Origin of the sequence: Nonomuraea sp. NPDC005650 (assembly GCF_040605375.1) — a bacterium.
Lineage (GTDB): Bacteria > Actinomycetota > Actinomycetes > Streptosporangiales > Streptosporangiaceae > Nonomuraea.
Genome location: NZ_JBEXCR010000006.1, coordinates 32,389 through 48,121, shown reverse-complemented (window position 1 = coordinate 48,121; position 15,733 = coordinate 32,389). Strand labels below are relative to the sequence as shown.

At 72.2% G+C, this 15,733-nt stretch carries 12 protein-coding genes and 1 pseudogene; 8 read left to right on the top strand and 5 right to left on the bottom strand.

Going from position 1 to position 15,733, the window contains the following annotated elements:
• Positions 1–26 precede the first annotated feature (26 nt).
• Positions 27–704, bottom strand: coding sequence for a helix-turn-helix domain-containing protein (locus ABZS69_RS11885; RefSeq protein WP_355369947.1), 678 nt, complete (start codon positions 702–704; stop codon positions 27–29).
• Positions 705–792: 88 nt separating this feature from the next.
• Here ABZS69_RS11885 and ABZS69_RS11880 point away from each other — a divergent pair, with 88 nt between their 5' ends.
• From ABZS69_RS11880 to ABZS69_RS11870, 3 genes are read left to right on the top strand one after another with little or no spacing between them, the layout of a single operon-like run.
• The gene (locus ABZS69_RS11880; RefSeq protein WP_355369945.1) at positions 793–2,331 is read left to right on the top strand and encodes an acyl-CoA carboxylase subunit beta; all 1,539 of its coding nucleotides are present in this window, start codon (positions 793–795) and stop codon (positions 2,329–2,331) included.
• 5 nt (positions 2,332–2,336) lie between these two features.
• Positions 2,337–2,516, top strand: coding sequence for an acyl-CoA carboxylase epsilon subunit (locus tag ABZS69_RS11875; protein WP_355370651.1), 180 nt, complete (start codon positions 2,337–2,339; stop codon positions 2,514–2,516).
• 2 nt (positions 2,517–2,518) lie between these two features.
• Positions 2,519–4,261, top strand: a complete 1,743-nt coding sequence (locus tag ABZS69_RS11870; protein WP_355370648.1) for a biotin carboxylase N-terminal domain-containing protein — start codon at positions 2,519–2,521, stop codon at positions 4,259–4,261.
• 7 nt (positions 4,262–4,268) lie between these two features.
• Here ABZS69_RS11870 and ABZS69_RS11865 read toward each other — a convergent pair whose 3' ends face one another.
• Positions 4,269–5,627, bottom strand: coding sequence for a cytochrome P450 (locus tag ABZS69_RS11865; RefSeq protein ID WP_355369942.1), 1,359 nt, complete (start codon positions 5,625–5,627; stop codon positions 4,269–4,271).
• On the opposite strand from ABZS69_RS11865, the gene ABZS69_RS11860 reads away from it, so the two are divergent.
• The 5 genes and pseudogenes from ABZS69_RS11860 to ABZS69_RS11840 all read left to right on the top strand — a co-directional run bounded on the left by ABZS69_RS11860 (position 5,620) and on the right by ABZS69_RS11840 (position 12,195).
• Positions 5,620–7,290 (top strand): serine/threonine-protein kinase, encoded by a 1,671-nt coding sequence (locus ABZS69_RS11860; RefSeq protein WP_355369940.1) that lies wholly within the window; start codon positions 5,620–5,622, stop codon positions 7,288–7,290. The two genes, ABZS69_RS11865 and ABZS69_RS11860, sit on opposite strands and share 8 nt — an antisense overlap.
• Positions 7,291–7,470: 180 nt before the next feature.
• Positions 7,471–8,523 (top strand): TerC/Alx family metal homeostasis membrane protein, encoded by a 1,053-nt coding sequence (locus tag ABZS69_RS11855; protein WP_355369938.1) that lies wholly within the window; start codon positions 7,471–7,473, stop codon positions 8,521–8,523.
• A pseudogene (locus ABZS69_RS11850) lies at positions 8,523–8,720 on the top strand (SDR family oxidoreductase); the annotation flags it as partial. The gene ABZS69_RS11855 and the pseudogene ABZS69_RS11850, both read left to right, overlap by 1 nt.
• Positions 8,721–8,836: 116 nt before the next feature.
• A complete protein-coding gene (locus tag ABZS69_RS11845; protein WP_355369936.1) occupies positions 8,837–10,525 on the top strand; it encodes a sigma-70 family RNA polymerase sigma factor in 1,689 nt (562 codons plus the stop codon).
• 68 nt (positions 10,526–10,593) lie between these two features.
• On the top strand, positions 10,594–12,195 hold the full coding sequence (locus tag ABZS69_RS11840; RefSeq protein WP_355369934.1) for an AbfB domain-containing protein: 1,602 nt from the start codon (positions 10,594–10,596) through the stop codon (positions 12,193–12,195).
• A gap of 126 nt (positions 12,196–12,321) precedes the next feature.
• Here the strand turns inward: ABZS69_RS11840 and ABZS69_RS11835 are convergent, their stop codons facing one another.
• The 3 genes from ABZS69_RS11835 to ABZS69_RS11825 are packed head-to-tail and all read right to left on the bottom strand — an operon-like array spanning position 12,322 to position 15,673.
• The gene (locus ABZS69_RS11835; RefSeq protein WP_355369932.1) at positions 12,322–14,253 is read right to left on the bottom strand and encodes an ABC transporter ATP-binding protein; all 1,932 of its coding nucleotides are present in this window, start codon (positions 14,251–14,253) and stop codon (positions 12,322–12,324) included.
• The gene (locus ABZS69_RS11830; RefSeq protein ID WP_355370646.1) at positions 14,253–15,410 is read right to left on the bottom strand and encodes a lanthionine synthetase LanC family protein; all 1,158 of its coding nucleotides are present in this window, start codon (positions 15,408–15,410) and stop codon (positions 14,253–14,255) included. Before ABZS69_RS11830 ends, ABZS69_RS11835 begins: the two co-directional genes overlap by 1 nt.
• 44 nt (positions 15,411–15,454) lie before the next feature.
• Positions 15,455–15,673: a hypothetical protein gene (locus ABZS69_RS11825; protein ID WP_355369930.1), complete on the bottom strand. Its 219-nt coding sequence runs from the start codon at positions 15,671–15,673 to the stop codon at positions 15,455–15,457.
• Positions 15,674–15,733 lie beyond the last annotated feature (60 nt).

Sequence of the window (15,733 nt, the reverse complement as noted above, 5' to 3'; positions counted from 1 at the left end):
TCAATAAGGGGTTGTGTCCTCCACCGTCATGTGGAGGACTCCAGATGCTGCCGGATGGCGGCCATGACGTCCTGGGGTGAGGCCGCGCGGCTGAAGGTGGCGACGACGATCTCCTCGCCCTTCTCCTGCGGCTGTTCCAGGTGCCGGAAGGTGGCGATCACGTATCGGAGCGCGTGGTCGAGGGGGCCGGAGGGGTCGTAGGTGCCGCCCGCACGCAGCCAGCCCCGCAGGACCTGGTTGTGCGCGGCCACGACGGAGGCGGCCATGAGCTCGGCGCGCAGGCGGGCGTCGGGGGAGTCGCCGAGCCAGTCGCCGACGAACTCGCGGAACAGCCGCTGGTAGCGGGCCACGCTGGCGATCTCCCTGTCGCGCAGCGCCGGCACCCGGCGGACCAGGCGGTAGCGGCGCAGCGACACCTCGGCGTCGTCGACGTAGTGGGCGAGCACGATGCGTACGGCGTCGGTGATGGCGACGATCGCGGTGTCGGCGGTGGAGGCCCGCAGCCTGGCGGCGATGCGTTCGAGCAGGGTGTCGTGGTCGGGGAAGATCGCGTCTTCTTTGGAGCGGTGGTAGCGGAAGAACGTGCTGCGGCTCACGCCTGCTCGTGCGGCGATGTCGTCGACGGTGGTCTGGTCGTAGCCGTGCTCGTCGAACAGCGCCACGGCGGCTTCGGCGAGGCGCTGGCTGATGGGCGGTTTCGGCATGTGGCCATTGTCTCCAAAGTTAGGGGTATCCAAGGCTGCGAAACTGAGTATCGTCAATATGAAACTGGGTCCTATTCGGTGGTGGTGAATGTCGGCGCAGGGCACCGCGGGCAGCCTGGCCCGCCTCAAGGAGCGCTTGGATGAGGCAGTTCACGTGGGTGAGGCCCGCGCGGCGGCCAAGCAGCACGCGAAGGGCAGGCTGACCGCCAGGGAGCGGATCGAGCACCTGCTGGACGCGGGCTCGTTCGTGGAGCTGGACGCGCTGGCCCGCGGCGGGCTCGGGTACGGCGACGGCGTGGTGACCGGCTACGGGACGGTCGAGGGCCGCCAGGTGTGCGTGTTCTCGCAGGACTTCACGGTGGCCGGCGGCAGCCTGGGCGAGGTGTACGGGCAGAAGATCTGCAAGGTCATGGACCTGGCCGTGAAGAACGGCGTGCCGATCATCGGCATCAACGAGGGCGCCGGGGCGCGCATCCAGGAGGGCGTGGTCTCGCTCGGCCTGTACGGCGAGATCTTCCGCCGCAACATCCGGGCCTCCGGCGTGATCCCGCAGATCTCCCTGATCATGGGCGCGTGCGCGGGCGGGCACGTCTACTCGCCGGCTCTCACGGATTTCACGATCATGGTGGATGAGTCGTCGCACATGTTCGTGACCGGCCCGGACGTCATCAAGACCGTGACCGGCGAGGAGGTCACCTTCGAGGAGTTGGGCGGCGGCCGGGTGCACAACAGCCGCAGCGGCATCGCCCACTACCTGGCCCAGGACGAGCAGGACGCACTCGACCACGCCCGGGCGCTGCTGTCGTACCTGCCGCAGAACAACCTGGACGAGCCGCCGCAGGCCGCGTTCGAGGCCGATCTGGAGCTGAGCGGCGACGACCTGGCGCTGGACGCGCTGGTGCCGGATTCGCCGAACCAGCCGTACGACATGCACGAGGTCATCGCGGCGCTGCTGGACGACGGCGAGTTCCTGGAGGTGCAGCCGCTGTTCGCGCCCAACATCGTGGTCGGCTTCGGGCGGGTGGAGGGCCGGTCGGTGGGCGTGGTGGCCAACCAGCCGATGCGGCTGGCGGGCACGCTGGACATCGACGCCTCGGAGAAGGCCGCCCGGTTCGTGCGCACCTGCGACGCGTTCAGCATCCCGGTGCTCACGCTCGTGGACGTGCCCGGTTTCCTGCCCGGCACCGAGCAGGAGTGGAACGGCATCATCCGCCGTGGCGCCAAGCTCCTGTACGCCTACGGCGAGGCCACGGTGCCGCTGGTGACGGTGATCACCCGCAAGGCGTACGGCGGGGCGTACGACGTGATGGGCTCCAAGCACCTGGGCGCGGATGTGAACCTGGCCTGGTTCACCGCGCAGATCGCGGTGATGGGCGCCCAGGGCGCGGTCAATCTCCTGCACCGCAAGCGCCTGGCCGCCGCCGACGATCCGGACGCGCTGCGGGCCGAGCTGGTGCGGGAGTACGAGGACACCCTCGCCACCCCTTACCTGGCGGCCGAGCGCGGCTACGTGGACGCGGTGATCGCGCCGAGCGAGACCAGGCGCGAGGTCACCCGCGCGCTGCGGCTGCTGCGGGGCAAGCGTGACGCCCTGCCGCCCAAGAAGCACGGGAACATCCCGCTGTGAACGTGATGAAGGGCGACCCGTCGCCGGAAGAGCTGGCCGCGCTCGTCGTGGCGCTGCGTGCCGTCGCGCACGACGACGTTCCCGAGCCACCGCGGCCTCCCCGTCGCCGCGTGCTGCGCCGCCCCTTGGTGACCGGCCCCCGCGGATGGCGGGAGTCGCGATGGAATCTTGGAGGATACCCGTGAGCCTGCGTAAGGTGCTCGTCGCCAACCGCGGCGAGATCGCCGTCCGGATCGTCCGGGCCTGTCGCGACGCCGGCATCGCCTGCGTGGCGGTCTACGCCGACCAGGACCGCGACGCGCTCTTCGTCCGGATGGCCGACGAGGCGTACGCGCTGGGCGGCGCCACGCCCGGGGAGACGTACCTGTCGATCGAGAAGATCATCGAGGTGGCCGCGCGGGCGGGCGCGGACGCGGTGCACCCCGGGTACGGGTTCCTGGCCGAGAACGCCGCCTTCGCCCAGGCGGTCATCGACGCCGGCCTGGTGTGGGTCGGGCCGCCGCCCGCGGCGATCACCGCGCTCGGCGACAAGGTGCAGGCCCGGCACATCGCCCAGAAGGTCGGCGCGCCCCTGGTGGCCGGAACCCCCGACCCCGTGTCCGGCGTGGACGAGGTCCTGCGCTTCGCCGAGCAGCACGGCCTGCCGATCGCGATCAAGGCCGCGTTCGGCGGCGGCGGGCGGGGGCTCAAGGTGGCCCGCACCGCCGAGGAGATCCCCGACCTGTACGACAGCGCCGTGCGCGAGGCCGTGACCGCCTTCGGGCGGGGCGAGTGCTTCGTGGAGCGCTACCTGGACCGGCCCCGCCACGTCGAGACCCAGTGCCTGGCCGACACCCACGGCAACGTGGTCGTGGTCTCCACCCGCGACTGCTCGCTGCAGCGCCGCCACCAGAAGCTGGTCGAGGAGGCCCCGGCCCCCTTCCTGACCGCCGAGCAGGAGGCCCTGCTGCGCGAGTCGTCGAAGGCCATCCTGCGCGAGGCCGGCTACGCCGGCGCCGGGACGTGTGAGTTCCTCGTCGGCCAGGACGGCGCGATCTCCTTCCTGGAGGTCAACACCCGCCTGCAGGTGGAGCACCCGGTCACTGAGGAGGTCACCGGCATCGACCTGGTGCGCGAGATGTTCCGCGTCGCGGCGGGGGAGGAGCTCGGCTACGGCGATCCCGAGCCGCGCGGCCACTCGATCGAGTTCCGGATCAACGCCGAGGACGCGGGGCGCGGCTTCCTGCCCGCCCCCGGCACGATCACCGGCTGGCGCGCCCCCTCCGGCCCCGGCGTCCGCCTCGACTCCGGGTACGAGCAGGGCGAGACCGTGCCCGGCTCCTTCGACTCGCTGATCGCCAAGCTCGTCGTCACCGGAGCCACCCGCGAGCAGGCCCTGCAGCGCGCCCGGCGGGCGCTGGCCGAGTTCGGGATCGACGGCATGCCGACGGTGCTGCCGTTCCACCGGGCCGTCGTGGCGGAGGAGGCGTTCACCGCAGAGCCCTTCACCGTGCACACCCGGTGGATCGAGACCGAGTTCGACAACCGGATCGCACCCTACGACGGCGTGCCCGCCGAGGCCCCGGAGCAGGGCGAGCGCGAGCGGATCACCGTCGAGGTGGCGGGCAAGCGGCTGGAGGTCGTCCTCCCCGCCGGCACCGCGCAGCCGCGTGCCGCCAAGGCCGCCCCCCGGCGCGAGAAGAGAGGCGCGGCCAAGGCCGCCGTCAGCGGGAACGCCCTGGTCAGCCCGATGCAGGGCACCATCGTCAAGGTGCTGGCCGCCGACGGCGACGACGTGGCCGCCGGGGCCACGATCGTCGTGCTGGAGGCCATGAAGATGGAGCAGCCGCTCACCGCCCACAAGGCCGGGACCATCGTCGGCATGTCCGCCCAGGTCGGGGCCACGGTGGCGGCCGGGACCGTGATCTGCGAGATCAAGGACCCGGCCTGACGGCCGCCTACCTCTTGACGCGCAGCCCGCGCAGGAAGTTCCACAGCCCGCCGGTCCTCGCCGACACCGCCCCGGCCTGGACCTCGCCCGCCGCGGACGGCTGCGCGGCGGCCGCGTCGGGGCCGCCGATGGGGCGCTCGGTCACGGGTACGTAGCCGTCCGCGAGCTCGAACTGGACGGGCAGGGACCGCAGCGCGCGCATGAAGGGGGAGGAGCGCCAGGGCAGCTGGTCGGCCGGGAGCGCGAGCTTGATCTTGCTCAGCCGGCTGAAGAGCCGGCGCACGGCGATCGTCGTGATCTGGGTCGCCAGCCGGTGCCCCAGGCAGCTGTGCGGCCCGGCGCCCCACGCCAGATGCGCGCGGGTGCTGCGGATGGCCTCGTGGTCGAGCGCCCCGGCGAAGCGCGGATCGGCGTGGGCGCCCGCGACGGAGAGCATCACCGCGTCGCCGGCGGCGATCGTGTAGTTCCCCATCTTCACGTCGGTCTTCGGGAAGCGGAAGGTCAGGTTGGCCATCGGCGGCTTGAGCAGTGCGACCCGGTTGACCGTCTCGTCGATCGCGCCCACCGACAGGCTCGCCCGCACGTCCCGGTTGGAGACGACCTCGACGACGACGTTGCAGACCAGGCTGGCGGTGAAGTCGAGCAGGCCGGGCAGCATGAACAGCTCGCGGGCCAGCTCGTCCAGCGTGAGGTCCGGGCTCGCCGCGATCATGTAGGAGGGCAGGTCCTCGCCGGGCCGGTCCCGCTTGGCCGCCGCGAGCTCCGTCATGGCCGCGTACAGCCGCTCGAACGCCGCGCCGGCGTCGGGCCCGGCGTCGATCATCCGCCAGATGTCCATCACGACCTCTTCGCCGCGCGCCTCGGTGAAGCCGAGCATGCGGTTGGCGACCATCAGCGGGAGCGGCCGCGCGTACTGGGCGGCCAGGTCGGCCCACCCCGTGGAGCCGCCCTCCGCCAGCAGGGCGATGAGGTCGTCGGCGTACTGCACGACGGCCTGCTCCAGCAGCTGGGCCTGCGGACTGGCGTGGTCCTGGAACGGCGCCAGCGCGTGGGTCCACGCGTCGCGCAGCCTGCGCTGCGCGGCCCCCTCGGAGAACGACGAGTTGTTGACCTGGAACACCGGCAGCAGCGGCCAGTCCGCGGGAATCCGGCCCTCGACGTTCGCCCGCCACCTGTCCACGCTCTTGGTCCAGATGCCGCCCGAGTTCTGCAGGACGCGGAGCACCTCCTCGTAGCCGAGGACGAACCAGACCGGAACTCCGAGGACGTCGACCGGGGCCACCGAGCCGTACCTCTTGCGCAGCCGCTCGTGGACGAAGGCGGGGTCCGCATCGTAGTCCCTGGTCAGCAGCGGTTCTATGGACATCGACGTCAGTGATTCTGCGGGCTGCAGGGGCCACGGGCCGTGGGTCACGGGGATGAACTACCTCTCTGGTTGCCTCCGCCCCTCTGGGAGCTTTCGGCCGATTCACTCAAGAGATCTGAAAGCATCACGTAAAGCGCCGGTCATGGCAAGAGGGAAGTTCACGGCGCGTCTCGAATCATGGACGCTACGTGGTCCCCGCGGCTTTCAAGCGATCTGCTATCAAACGTCATGCATCCGCAGTCACAATCCTCGCGTGAGCCCCGAACCCCAGCGAATAGGCCCATACACCATCATTCGCCCCCTGGGTCAGGGTGGCATGGGGGTGGTCTACCTGGCCCGGGACGCGGGGTCCCGGCTCGTAGCGCTCAAGAAGTTACGTGAAGGGCCGACCGGCGACGCGGGCTTCCGCCGCCGGTTCACCAGAGAGGTCGAGGCGGCGCGCAGCGTGGCCCGCTTCTGCACCGCGCCGGTGCTGGACGCGGGCATCGACGGCGAGAGCGCGTACATCGTCACCGAGTACGTGGACGGCCCCGACCTGGCCGGGGCCATCAGGAAGAGCGGTCCGATGGCCGGGGCCGACCTGGAGGCCCTGGCCGTCGGCGTGGCGACCGCGCTCACCGCCATCCACCAGGCCGGGGTCGTGCACCGAGACCTGAAGCCGCAGAACATCCTGCTCAGCCCGGTCGGCCCGCGAGTGATCGACTTCGGCATCGCACAGCTCGTGGAGCCGGACGCGAGCCGGTCCACCGGGATCGTGGGGACGCCCGCGTACATGTCGCCCGAGCAGGCCACCGACGGCCGGATCACGGCCGCGAGCGACGTGTTCGCCTGGGGCGGCGTCGTGGCGTACGCGGCGACCGGGCGGCCGCCGTTCGGCACGGGCGGCGCGCCGGAGGTGCTGTTCAGGGTGGTTCACCGCGTGCCCGACCTGAGGGGCGTGGACGAGCGGCTCAGGCCCCTGGTGGAGCAGGCGCTGGACAAGGACCCGGCCCGGCGGCCCACGGCGCAGCAGCTCCTCGACCGCCTGCTCGGCCGGGAGTCGGTGTCGGTGGACACCGGGGTCCGCACGGTGAGCAGCTCGTGGACGGCCTCGCATCCCCGCCCCGCCGGCCGCTGGAAGGCGCAGGTGGCGGTCGCGGCCGCGCTCCTGGTGACGGGGGCCACCGTCGCCGCGGCCTGGCGCCCCTGGGAGACGGCCGCCGACCTGGGACCTTCCCCGACCACCTCCCAGGCGGCGTACGACGGCAGCGTGCCCCCGCTCGCGCAGCGGGACACGTCCGTGCGGAACCTGGACAGCCAGGTGGTGCCCGTGCGCGTCACGATCGACAACCTGTACCGCGTGGACGGATACCTCAGGCTTGAGCTGACCGTGAGAAACGACGCCAAGGACGGCGCGTACGCGGACCTTTACACGATCCTGGGCCGGGACTCGGAGGACCTGTCGAGCATCGGCCTGACCTACAACGGCGCGCCCAAGACGCTCCGCCCCCACCTCGACGAGGACGGCACCTGCATCTGTTCCAGCTGGACCTCGGTCAACAACATTGCCCCGGGCAAATCCCTCATGCTCGTCGCGGAGTTCGGCGAGGTGCCGTGGGTGGCGAAGCGCGCCGACCTCGACCTGCTGGGGCTCGGGAAGTTCAAAGACGTCCCCATCACCTAACCCCGTTCGGGGCTCTGCTGTAGAGCATTGGCGGGTTATGTCCTACTCTGGGGGCTGCGAGGGGAGTACTTCCCAAGTGCCGATCCGGTCAGTACGGACGTACCATGCGTCCCCGGACGGCCGCCCGCTACCCCCGGGTGAAGGAGACCTCGAACGGCTGAGTACGTTCGAGGAGGTTTCATGTCCGCGGGGACATTTCTGGCTGCGCCTGATCAGGGCAGCATCGCGTCCGTCACCCTGTGGGTGGCCACAGTGGCCGCCCTGCTCCTGCTGCTGGTGATCGACATCGTGCTGACCCGGCGTCCGCACGAGGTTCACATGCGCGAGGCCCTGGGTTGGTCCGCGTTCTACCTGGTGCTCCCGCTGGGTTTCGGCGCGTACCTGTGGGGCGCTTTCGGGGGCGGGGTGGCGGTGGAGTTCTTCACCGGATACGTGGTGGAGAAGTCGCTGTCGGTGGACAACCTGTTCGTCTTCATGCTGCTGCTGACGGCCTTCGCCGTACCGAACGAGCTGACCCAGCGGGTGCTGCTGTACGGCATCATCGGGGCGCTCGTGCTGCGCGTGATCTTCATCGCGCTGGGGGCGGCGGCGCTGCAGAGCGGCACGTGGGCGTTCCTGCTGTTCGGGGCCGTTCTGATCGTCACCGCGGGCAAGGTGCTCAAGGAGGCGTTGAAGGGGGATGAGCAGCACGTCGACGTCTCCTCCATGCGCAGCGTCCGGCTGCTGCGCCGGTTCGTCCCGGTCACCGGCGACTACCGCGGGTTCCGGCTGGTGGTGCGCGAGCACGGCCGCCTGGCGATCACTCCGCTGGCCCTGGCCACCGTGGCGGTGTTCGCCACGGACATCGTCTTCGCCGTCGACTCGGTGCCGGCCGTCTACGGGGTGACCGAGGACCCCTTCCTCGTCTTCGCCACCAACGCCTTCGCGCTGCTGGGCCTGCGGGCGCTGTACTTCGTGCTGCGGGACGCGCTGGCCAAGCTGCGCCACCTCAACCACGGCCTGGCCGTCATCCTGGCCTTCATCGGCGTCAAGCTGGTCCTGCACTGGGCGCACGGCATCTGGGCGTGGGTGCCCGAGATCCCCACCCTCGCCTCGCTCGGCGTCATCGTCGGGGTCCTGCTCACCGTCACGCTCACCAGCCTGTACGCGGGCCGCGGCGCCGATTCGGCACCCGGGGACGGCGACGAGGCCGAGCGGCCCAAGGCGCTGCAGCACGATCCGGTCGACCCGTGAGCCTCGCCCCCGGGCCCACCGCCACCCCGCTGTTCCTGGACGGCAAGGAGCAGGAGGTCATCGACCGGCTGGGGGGCCTGGCGCCGCTCGAACGCCTCGGCACCCCCGGCGACATCGCCGAGGTGCTCGCCTTCCTCGCCGGCCCGGCCCGCTGGGTGAACGGCCAGATTCTTTACGCCAACGGAGGAGTCGCCTGACGCGAGCATTGACACCTAGTAGGCGATAAGTGGAACAATGCGCGTTTTGTGTTACCGGATCGGTGACACTCCTGTCTCCTGATCGGAGCAGCGGAGGCTCCGGATCGAGGTGATGGATGTACACGCGGCCGACGTACGACGTCGAAACGGTGCTCGCCGCCGGGGCGGGCGACCGCGGCGCGATCGACGAGCTGGTCACGAGCCATCTGCCGCTCGTGTACAACATCGTGGGCCGCGCCATGAACGGCCACCCGGACGTGGACGACGTCGTGCAGGAGACGATGGCCAGGGTCGTGACCGGCCTGTCCGGGCTGCGCGACCCCGGCAGCTTCCGCTCCTGGCTCGTCGCCGTCGCCCTGAACCAGGTACGCGAGTGGCGGCAGGCCCCGGGCGCCGCGCTGGCCGCCCTCGACGAGGCGATGGGCCTGGCCGACCACGCCTCCGACTTCGCCGCGCTCACCGTCACCCGGCTCGGCCTGTCCGGGCAGCGCAAGGAGGCCGCGGAGGCCGCCCGCTGGCTCGACGCCGACGACCGCGAGGTGCTCGCGCTGTGGTGGATGGAAGTGGCCGGCGAGCTGGCCAGGGCCGAGCTGGCCGCCGCGCTGGGGACGAACGAGCAGCACGCCGCTGTACGCGTCCAGCGCACCAAGCGCCGCCTGGAGACCGCCCGCACGGTGGTGCGCGCCCTGTCGGCCAGCCCGCGCTGCCCCGGTCTGGCCGACGTGGCGGAGACCTGGAACGGCGCCCCGTCCGACCTGTGGCGCAAGCGGCTGTCGCGGCACGTGCGCGACTGCCCGGTCTGCGGCGAGCACCTGTCCGACCTGGTGCCCGCCGAGCGGCTGCTGGCCGGGCTCGGCCTGGTGGCCGTTCCCGCCGGCATCGCGGCCGGCCTGCTGGAGATCGCGCGTACGGCCGCCGCGCCCGCGCTCAAGGGCGGCCTGCTGGCCAAGGGCAAGGCGGCGGGCTCGGTGCTGGCCACCAAGCCGATCGCGGTCACCGCGGCCGGCGCCACGCTGCTCGCCGGGGGAGCGGTGGTGGTCCAGACCCTCCTGCCCGACCCCGCCCCGCCCCGGCGGGTCACGCCCGCGGTCGTGTCGTCCTCGCCCGCGTCCTCGCCGCTGATCACGCCCACGTCCTCGCGCCGCCCGGCCAGGCCCACGCGGAACCCGTACGGACTGACGGTCGACGCGGTGGACCAGGCGCCGCCCAGGAACCGCCCGCCCGCCCCGCTGCCCAGGCGCCCCGGCGGCACGGTCGCCATCGGCGGCAAGCACGGCTACTCCCGGTACGGCGGAGCCCCGTCGATGACCCACCGGGGCGACTACGTCACCATCACCGGCCGCGGCTACGTCCAGGTCCGCTGGGGCATCCTCTATCGCAACCGCGTCGGCCCCTTCCTGCCCGCGACCTGGACCGGGCTCAAGGGCAAGCTGTTCCACGTCGCCTCGGGCGGCGGCCGACGGATGGACGACGAACAGGCGCCCGGCGTGACCTGGATGGGCTCGCCCGAGACCGGCTTCGTACGGCTGCCGCGCGGGCAGCAGCAGATGTGGCAGAACGAGTTCTACTACCTCGACGGCCGGGTCACCTTCCGCAACAACGAGAGCGGCACGGACATCGACCTCACCGTCGCGCCCAGGACCTGGCAGGAGGTCTGGGCCGACCTCTCGGCCAGACCCGACCCGGCCAGGGGCATCGTCCGGTACGGCCTGACCCGCGACACCGGCGACGACCGCGCCCCCGTCCCCCAGTACGCCACCAGGGCGGCGAACCCGGAGCGGGTCCCACAGCGGAGCCGGGTCTGAGATTTGTGTTATCCGGACTCATCGGGGCCGTCTCCTGTGACGAGAGTGACCCCTGAGGAAGGATCTCCATGACCACGCAGCCCTCCCGCCGGAGCGTGCTGACGGCGGCCGCGACCGCGGGCGCCGCCGCCGTACTGCCCGCCGCACCCGCGGCCGCGGCGGCCTTCAAGCATCCCGGCCTGCTGCACACGCAGGCCGACTTCGACCGGATGCGGGCCCAGGTGAACGCCGGCGCCCAGCCGTGGAAGGCCGGCTGGGACAAGCTGACGGCCAACGGGCGCTCCAAGAGCACCTGGAAGCCCCGCTCCCTTGAGACGGTGGTCAGGGGCGGCACGGGCGCGAACCACGTCCAGCTCGCCATCGACGTGGCCGCCGCCTACCAGAACGCGCTGCGCTGGAAGATCAGCGGGGAGAAGGCGCACGGCGACGCCGCCCGCGACATCCTCAACGCCTGGTCGGCCGCGCTCAAGGCGGTGACCGGCAACGCCGACCGCTACCTGGCGGCCGGGATCCTCGGCTGGCAGCTCGCCAACGCCGCCGAGATCATGCGCGGCTACCCCGGCTTCGACCTCGAGCGCTTCACGAAGATGCTGCTGACGGTCTTCTACCCGATGAACGACCGGTTCCTGAGGCAGCACAACGACGCCTGCGTCACCAACTACTGGGCCAACTGGGACCTGTGCGGCATGGCCTCCGTGCTGGCCATCGGCATCCTCTGCGACGACCGGGCCAAGGTCGACCAGGCCGTCGAGTACTTCAAGCACGGCAAGGGCAACGGCTCCATCATGAACGCGGTCCCGTTCCTGCACCCCGGCGGGCTCGGCCAGTGGCAGGAGAGCGGCCGCGACCAGGGCCACACCAGCGTCGGCGTCGGGTGGATGGGCGTCATCTGCGAGATGGCCTGGAACCAGGGCATCGACCTGTACGGCTACGCGGACGACCGCTTCATGAGGGGTGTCGAGTACGTGGCCAAGTACAACCTGGGCGAATCGGTGCCGTTCACGACGTACAAGTGGGGCCAGGGCACGACCTGCGTCCAGCGGCAGCAGACCGAGATCTCCGCCGCCGGGCGGGGCGCCGCCGACCCGGTCTGGGCGCTGCTCCTCAACCACTACGGGGTGCGCAGGGGGCTGGCGGTGCCGTACATCGAGGCGTACAGCAAGCGCGTCGCCCCGGAAGGGGGCGGCGGGGACTACGGCGGCTCCAAGTACGACCACCTCGGCTTCGGCACCCTGACCTTCACCCGCGCCACGGCGACGAGCGGGGGCGGGCTGCTCGCCACGGGGGTGTCCCGGGCGTTCCGGCCGGTCAGCCGGCCGGAGGCGTACATCCAGGCCACGGGCCGGGTCGGGGCGGACCCGGTCACCCTTCGCGTCGTGCCCGGTCTGGACGATGCCAAGGGCTACTCCTTCGTCGGCCCCGACGGCCGTTACCTGCGCCACCGCGACTTCCTGATCCGTTTCGAGGCCGGCGACGGGACCGCCCTCTTCCGGCGCGACGCCACCTTCCACGCCCGCCCCGGGACGACCGAGGGCTCGGTACGCCTGGAGTCCGTCAACTACCCGGGCCGTTTCGTCCGCGTCCGTGGCGGGCGGTTGCGCCTGGACAAGACCGACGACACGCCCCTCTTCCGCACCGACACCTCCTTCCGCCCCACCCCGCCCTCCTGACCCCCTGCCCCGACCCGCCTCAGGACCTCAGCCGAAGCGCGATCCGTACTTCGGAGGGAGGCGCTGGACGGCGCTCAGGGGTGCGAGCGGGGCCGGGGTGTGCGCCAGGCGTGGGGCAGGTGGTGGTCAGTCGGCGTGGGCGTACTGGGCGGCCTGGAGGCGGTACATCGCGGCGTACGAGCCGCCCACGCGCATCAGGCCCTCGTGGGTGCCGTGCTCCACGACCTTGCCGCCCTCGAGCACGTAGACGCGGTCCGCGCGCGTCACCGAGGTGAGGCGGTGGGTGATGAGGATGACCGTGCGCCCGATGGCGGCCAGCCCCGCGACCTTGTCGAAGATCTCGATCTCCGCCCTCGGGTCGAGCGCCGAGGTCGGTTCGTCGAAGACCAGTACGGACGCGTCCCGGAACCACGCACGCCCCAGCCCGATCCGCTGCCACTGCCCTCCCGACAGATCGGTCCCGCCCATGAACTCCCTGGCCAGCAGCGTCTCCCAGCCGTCGGGGAGGGAGGCCACCACGGTGTCGGCGCCGCTGGCCGCCCCGGCGCGCCGCAGGCGTTCGCGGTCGTCGGCCTGGTCGGCGCGGCCGAGGGCCACGTTGACGCGGGCCGTGGCGGGCCAGCGGGCGAAGTCCTGGGCGACGAGGGCGATCCGGTCGAAGACGCTCCGGCGGTTCAGGAGCTCGATGGGCACGCCGCCCCAGCTGACGCTGCCGCCGGTCGGCAGGTAGAGCCCGGCCAGCAGCTTGGCCAGGGTGCTCTTGCCGGAGCCGTTGGCGCCGACGAGGGCCACGATCTCGCCAGGCAGGATCCGGACGCTGACGCCGTCGAGCGCGGGCCGGGTCTGCCCGGGGTAGGCGAAGGTGAGGTTGTCGGCGCGGATCTCGACGGGGTGTGCGGGAAGGGGTACGGGTCCGCTGCGCAGGCGCTGCCGGGCGGCCTCCTCGCAGGCGCGTTCCCACTCCAGGACGAACAGGCCCTGCTCGTACACCTGGTTGATCGACATCACCAGGCTGGTCAGGCCGGCCTTCGCGGTGCGGATGGCGATGACGGCGGCCCCGGCGGCGGCGAGCGGGATGGCGTCGGCGACCAGCAGCCCCGCCAGAGTGGCGTACGTGATCGCGGTCGCGACGCCGGAGACGGAGTCCCCGGCGAGCGCGAGGCGGGCCTCGTCCTGGCCCAGCCGGGCCTGCTCGCCCTCGGCCAGCGAGGAGAGCCGGCCGTAGTGCCCGAGCAGGAACGGGCCCGCGCCGTGGGCGCGGATCTCGGGCGCGACGTCGGGACGGGTGAGCAGCCCGCTGAGCACGTCGAGCTGCCGGGTGAGCTCCAGCTGCCGCTTGACGGAGGCGAAGCGGGCGCGGGCCGAGCGTACGGCGCTCCAGCCCTTCGGCACGACCGTGGCCAGCAGGAGCGGCAGGAGCAGCGGATGGAGCACCCCGAGCACGCTCCCGACGGCGAGCAGGGTGGTGAGGCCGGCGAGCAGCTGGGCCGCCTGCGTGATCACGATGCGCGCCGAGCGGGTGCCCTGCCGGGCGGCTTCGAGGAGGTTGTGGAACCCCGCCTCCTCCAGCGCCGCCAGCTCCGCGCCGGCGGCCCCCTCCAGCAGGCGCGTGTAGGCCAGGCGCTCGATCTTGGGCCCGAGGCGGCTGACCGCCGCCTTGCTGATCGCCCGCATCACGCTGCCGGTCGCCGCCGCACCGGCCATCGCGACGAGCGCGGGGACCCCGGCCGCGATCCGTTCGGCCGTCGGGCCGCCGGTCATGAGGGGCACGAGCACCCGGTACGTGGCCAGCAGCGTGACCACCGTCGCCACCCCACCGAGGAACTCCGCGACCAGTACGGCGACGAGGGCCCTCGGCGCCGCCTGCCGCGCCAGCCGCACCGTGACGGAGATCAGGCCGGGCAGCTCGCGCACCATCGACACGAAGCCGGTGCGCAGCCCCGCCCCTTCGTGCCTGAGCTGGCCGAACGACAGCCGGATGCCCCGGCCGAACAGCGGGTCGCGCCCGGGGACCCCGCGGACCGAGGCGTCGTGGGCGCCCGCGCGATGCCGTCCCATCAAGCCGCCAGGAACATGGACGCGGTCTCCAGGCCACCCGTCACGGCCAGCAGCGCCAGGGCGATCCCCGCCGCGCCGTTGAGCAACCCGGGACCGGCCACGTCGAAGCCGAGCGGCAGGCGGCTGTCGTAGGCGGCGCACACCCGATCGAACAGCAGCTCCACCGCCGCTCCGAACCCGTCGCCCGCCGCTCCGAACCCGTCGCCCGCCGCTCCGAACCCGTCGCCCGCCGCTCCGAATCCGTCGCCCGCCGCCCCGAGCTCATCGCCCGTGGCGCCGGTCACGAAAGTCGCCGTCATCAGCATCAGCCCCGCGAGCCCGTGGCACACGCCGAGCGAGTCCAGCCCCCACCCGTCCGGGGCGTCGAGCAGCTCGGCCATCGCGTCGCGGGCGGCACGGCGGTAGCGCGGCTCGTCCAGCGCCTCCCCGGCCAGCCACAGCGCACGCGCCACGCCCGGCACCCCGTAGCACCACGACGCCCGCCGCGGCGACGGGTACGCCTGCGCGCCGTCCACGCCCGCGGGCCACGCCGTCCCCCACTGGTCGCGCACCGCCGCACCGAGCAGCCACTCGGCCAGCGTTTCCACGGCGGGCCGCGCGATCTCCTCGGCATGCCCGCTGAGCAGGGACAGCACGGCGAGCGGCCCGGCGACCCCGTGGGCCAGGCCGCAGTCGGCGTAGCCGTCCCCGACGGACCAGCCCGGCGGGATCCGGCGCATGGGGAACGGCGGGCACGCCGAGGCGCCCCGCGCGAGCTCGCGGGCCACGGCCTCCAGACCGGCGGACGGAGATCTCATGAGCAGGTAGACGCCGGCGCCCGCCGTGCCGTCGATGAGATCGTGGCCCGCCACGGGCCCCACCGCCGCGTCCAGCCGCCCGAGCACCTTCCCGTAACGGCCCGCGCGCCGCCCCATCAGCGCCGCCGCGACGCCGAATCCGGCGAGCCCACCCGAGAAAAGTCCGGCCGTTCCGCCCGGTCCGGTAAATGTGCCGTCCTTGAGAATATGATGGCCGGACACGTCCCATTCTGAATTCGGCGCCAGGCCATCCAGCGCCGCATAAAGCGGGACGAGTCCGAGTTTTCCGCGCGCCAGCGAATCGGGCCACCGGTCCGGCGCCGGAGAAAGGGATTCCGGCCGGGCCAGGCGGGCCGCCACCTCTTGCGCGATGGCCAGGGCGGCGGCCCTCCGTGCGCCTGCGATCAGATGCAACGGCCGGGCGCCTTGGCCCCGTACGTGGGCGAACACGTGCCGCAGTCCTGCGTGCCGGCGCACGTCCCGCTCCACGACACCTGGGTCCCGCAGGTGTTGTCGGAGCCGCTGCAGGCGTAGATCGGCGGCACGGCGCCGGACTCCACGACGAGCTCGATGTCGAGGTCGAACACGTCCTCGCTGAGGTCGAGCTGGGCCACTGGACTCATATCGTCTCCCTTTCTTCGTCGATTTCCCTCGTAAGAGTTGATCGGTGAGTGACCCTACAG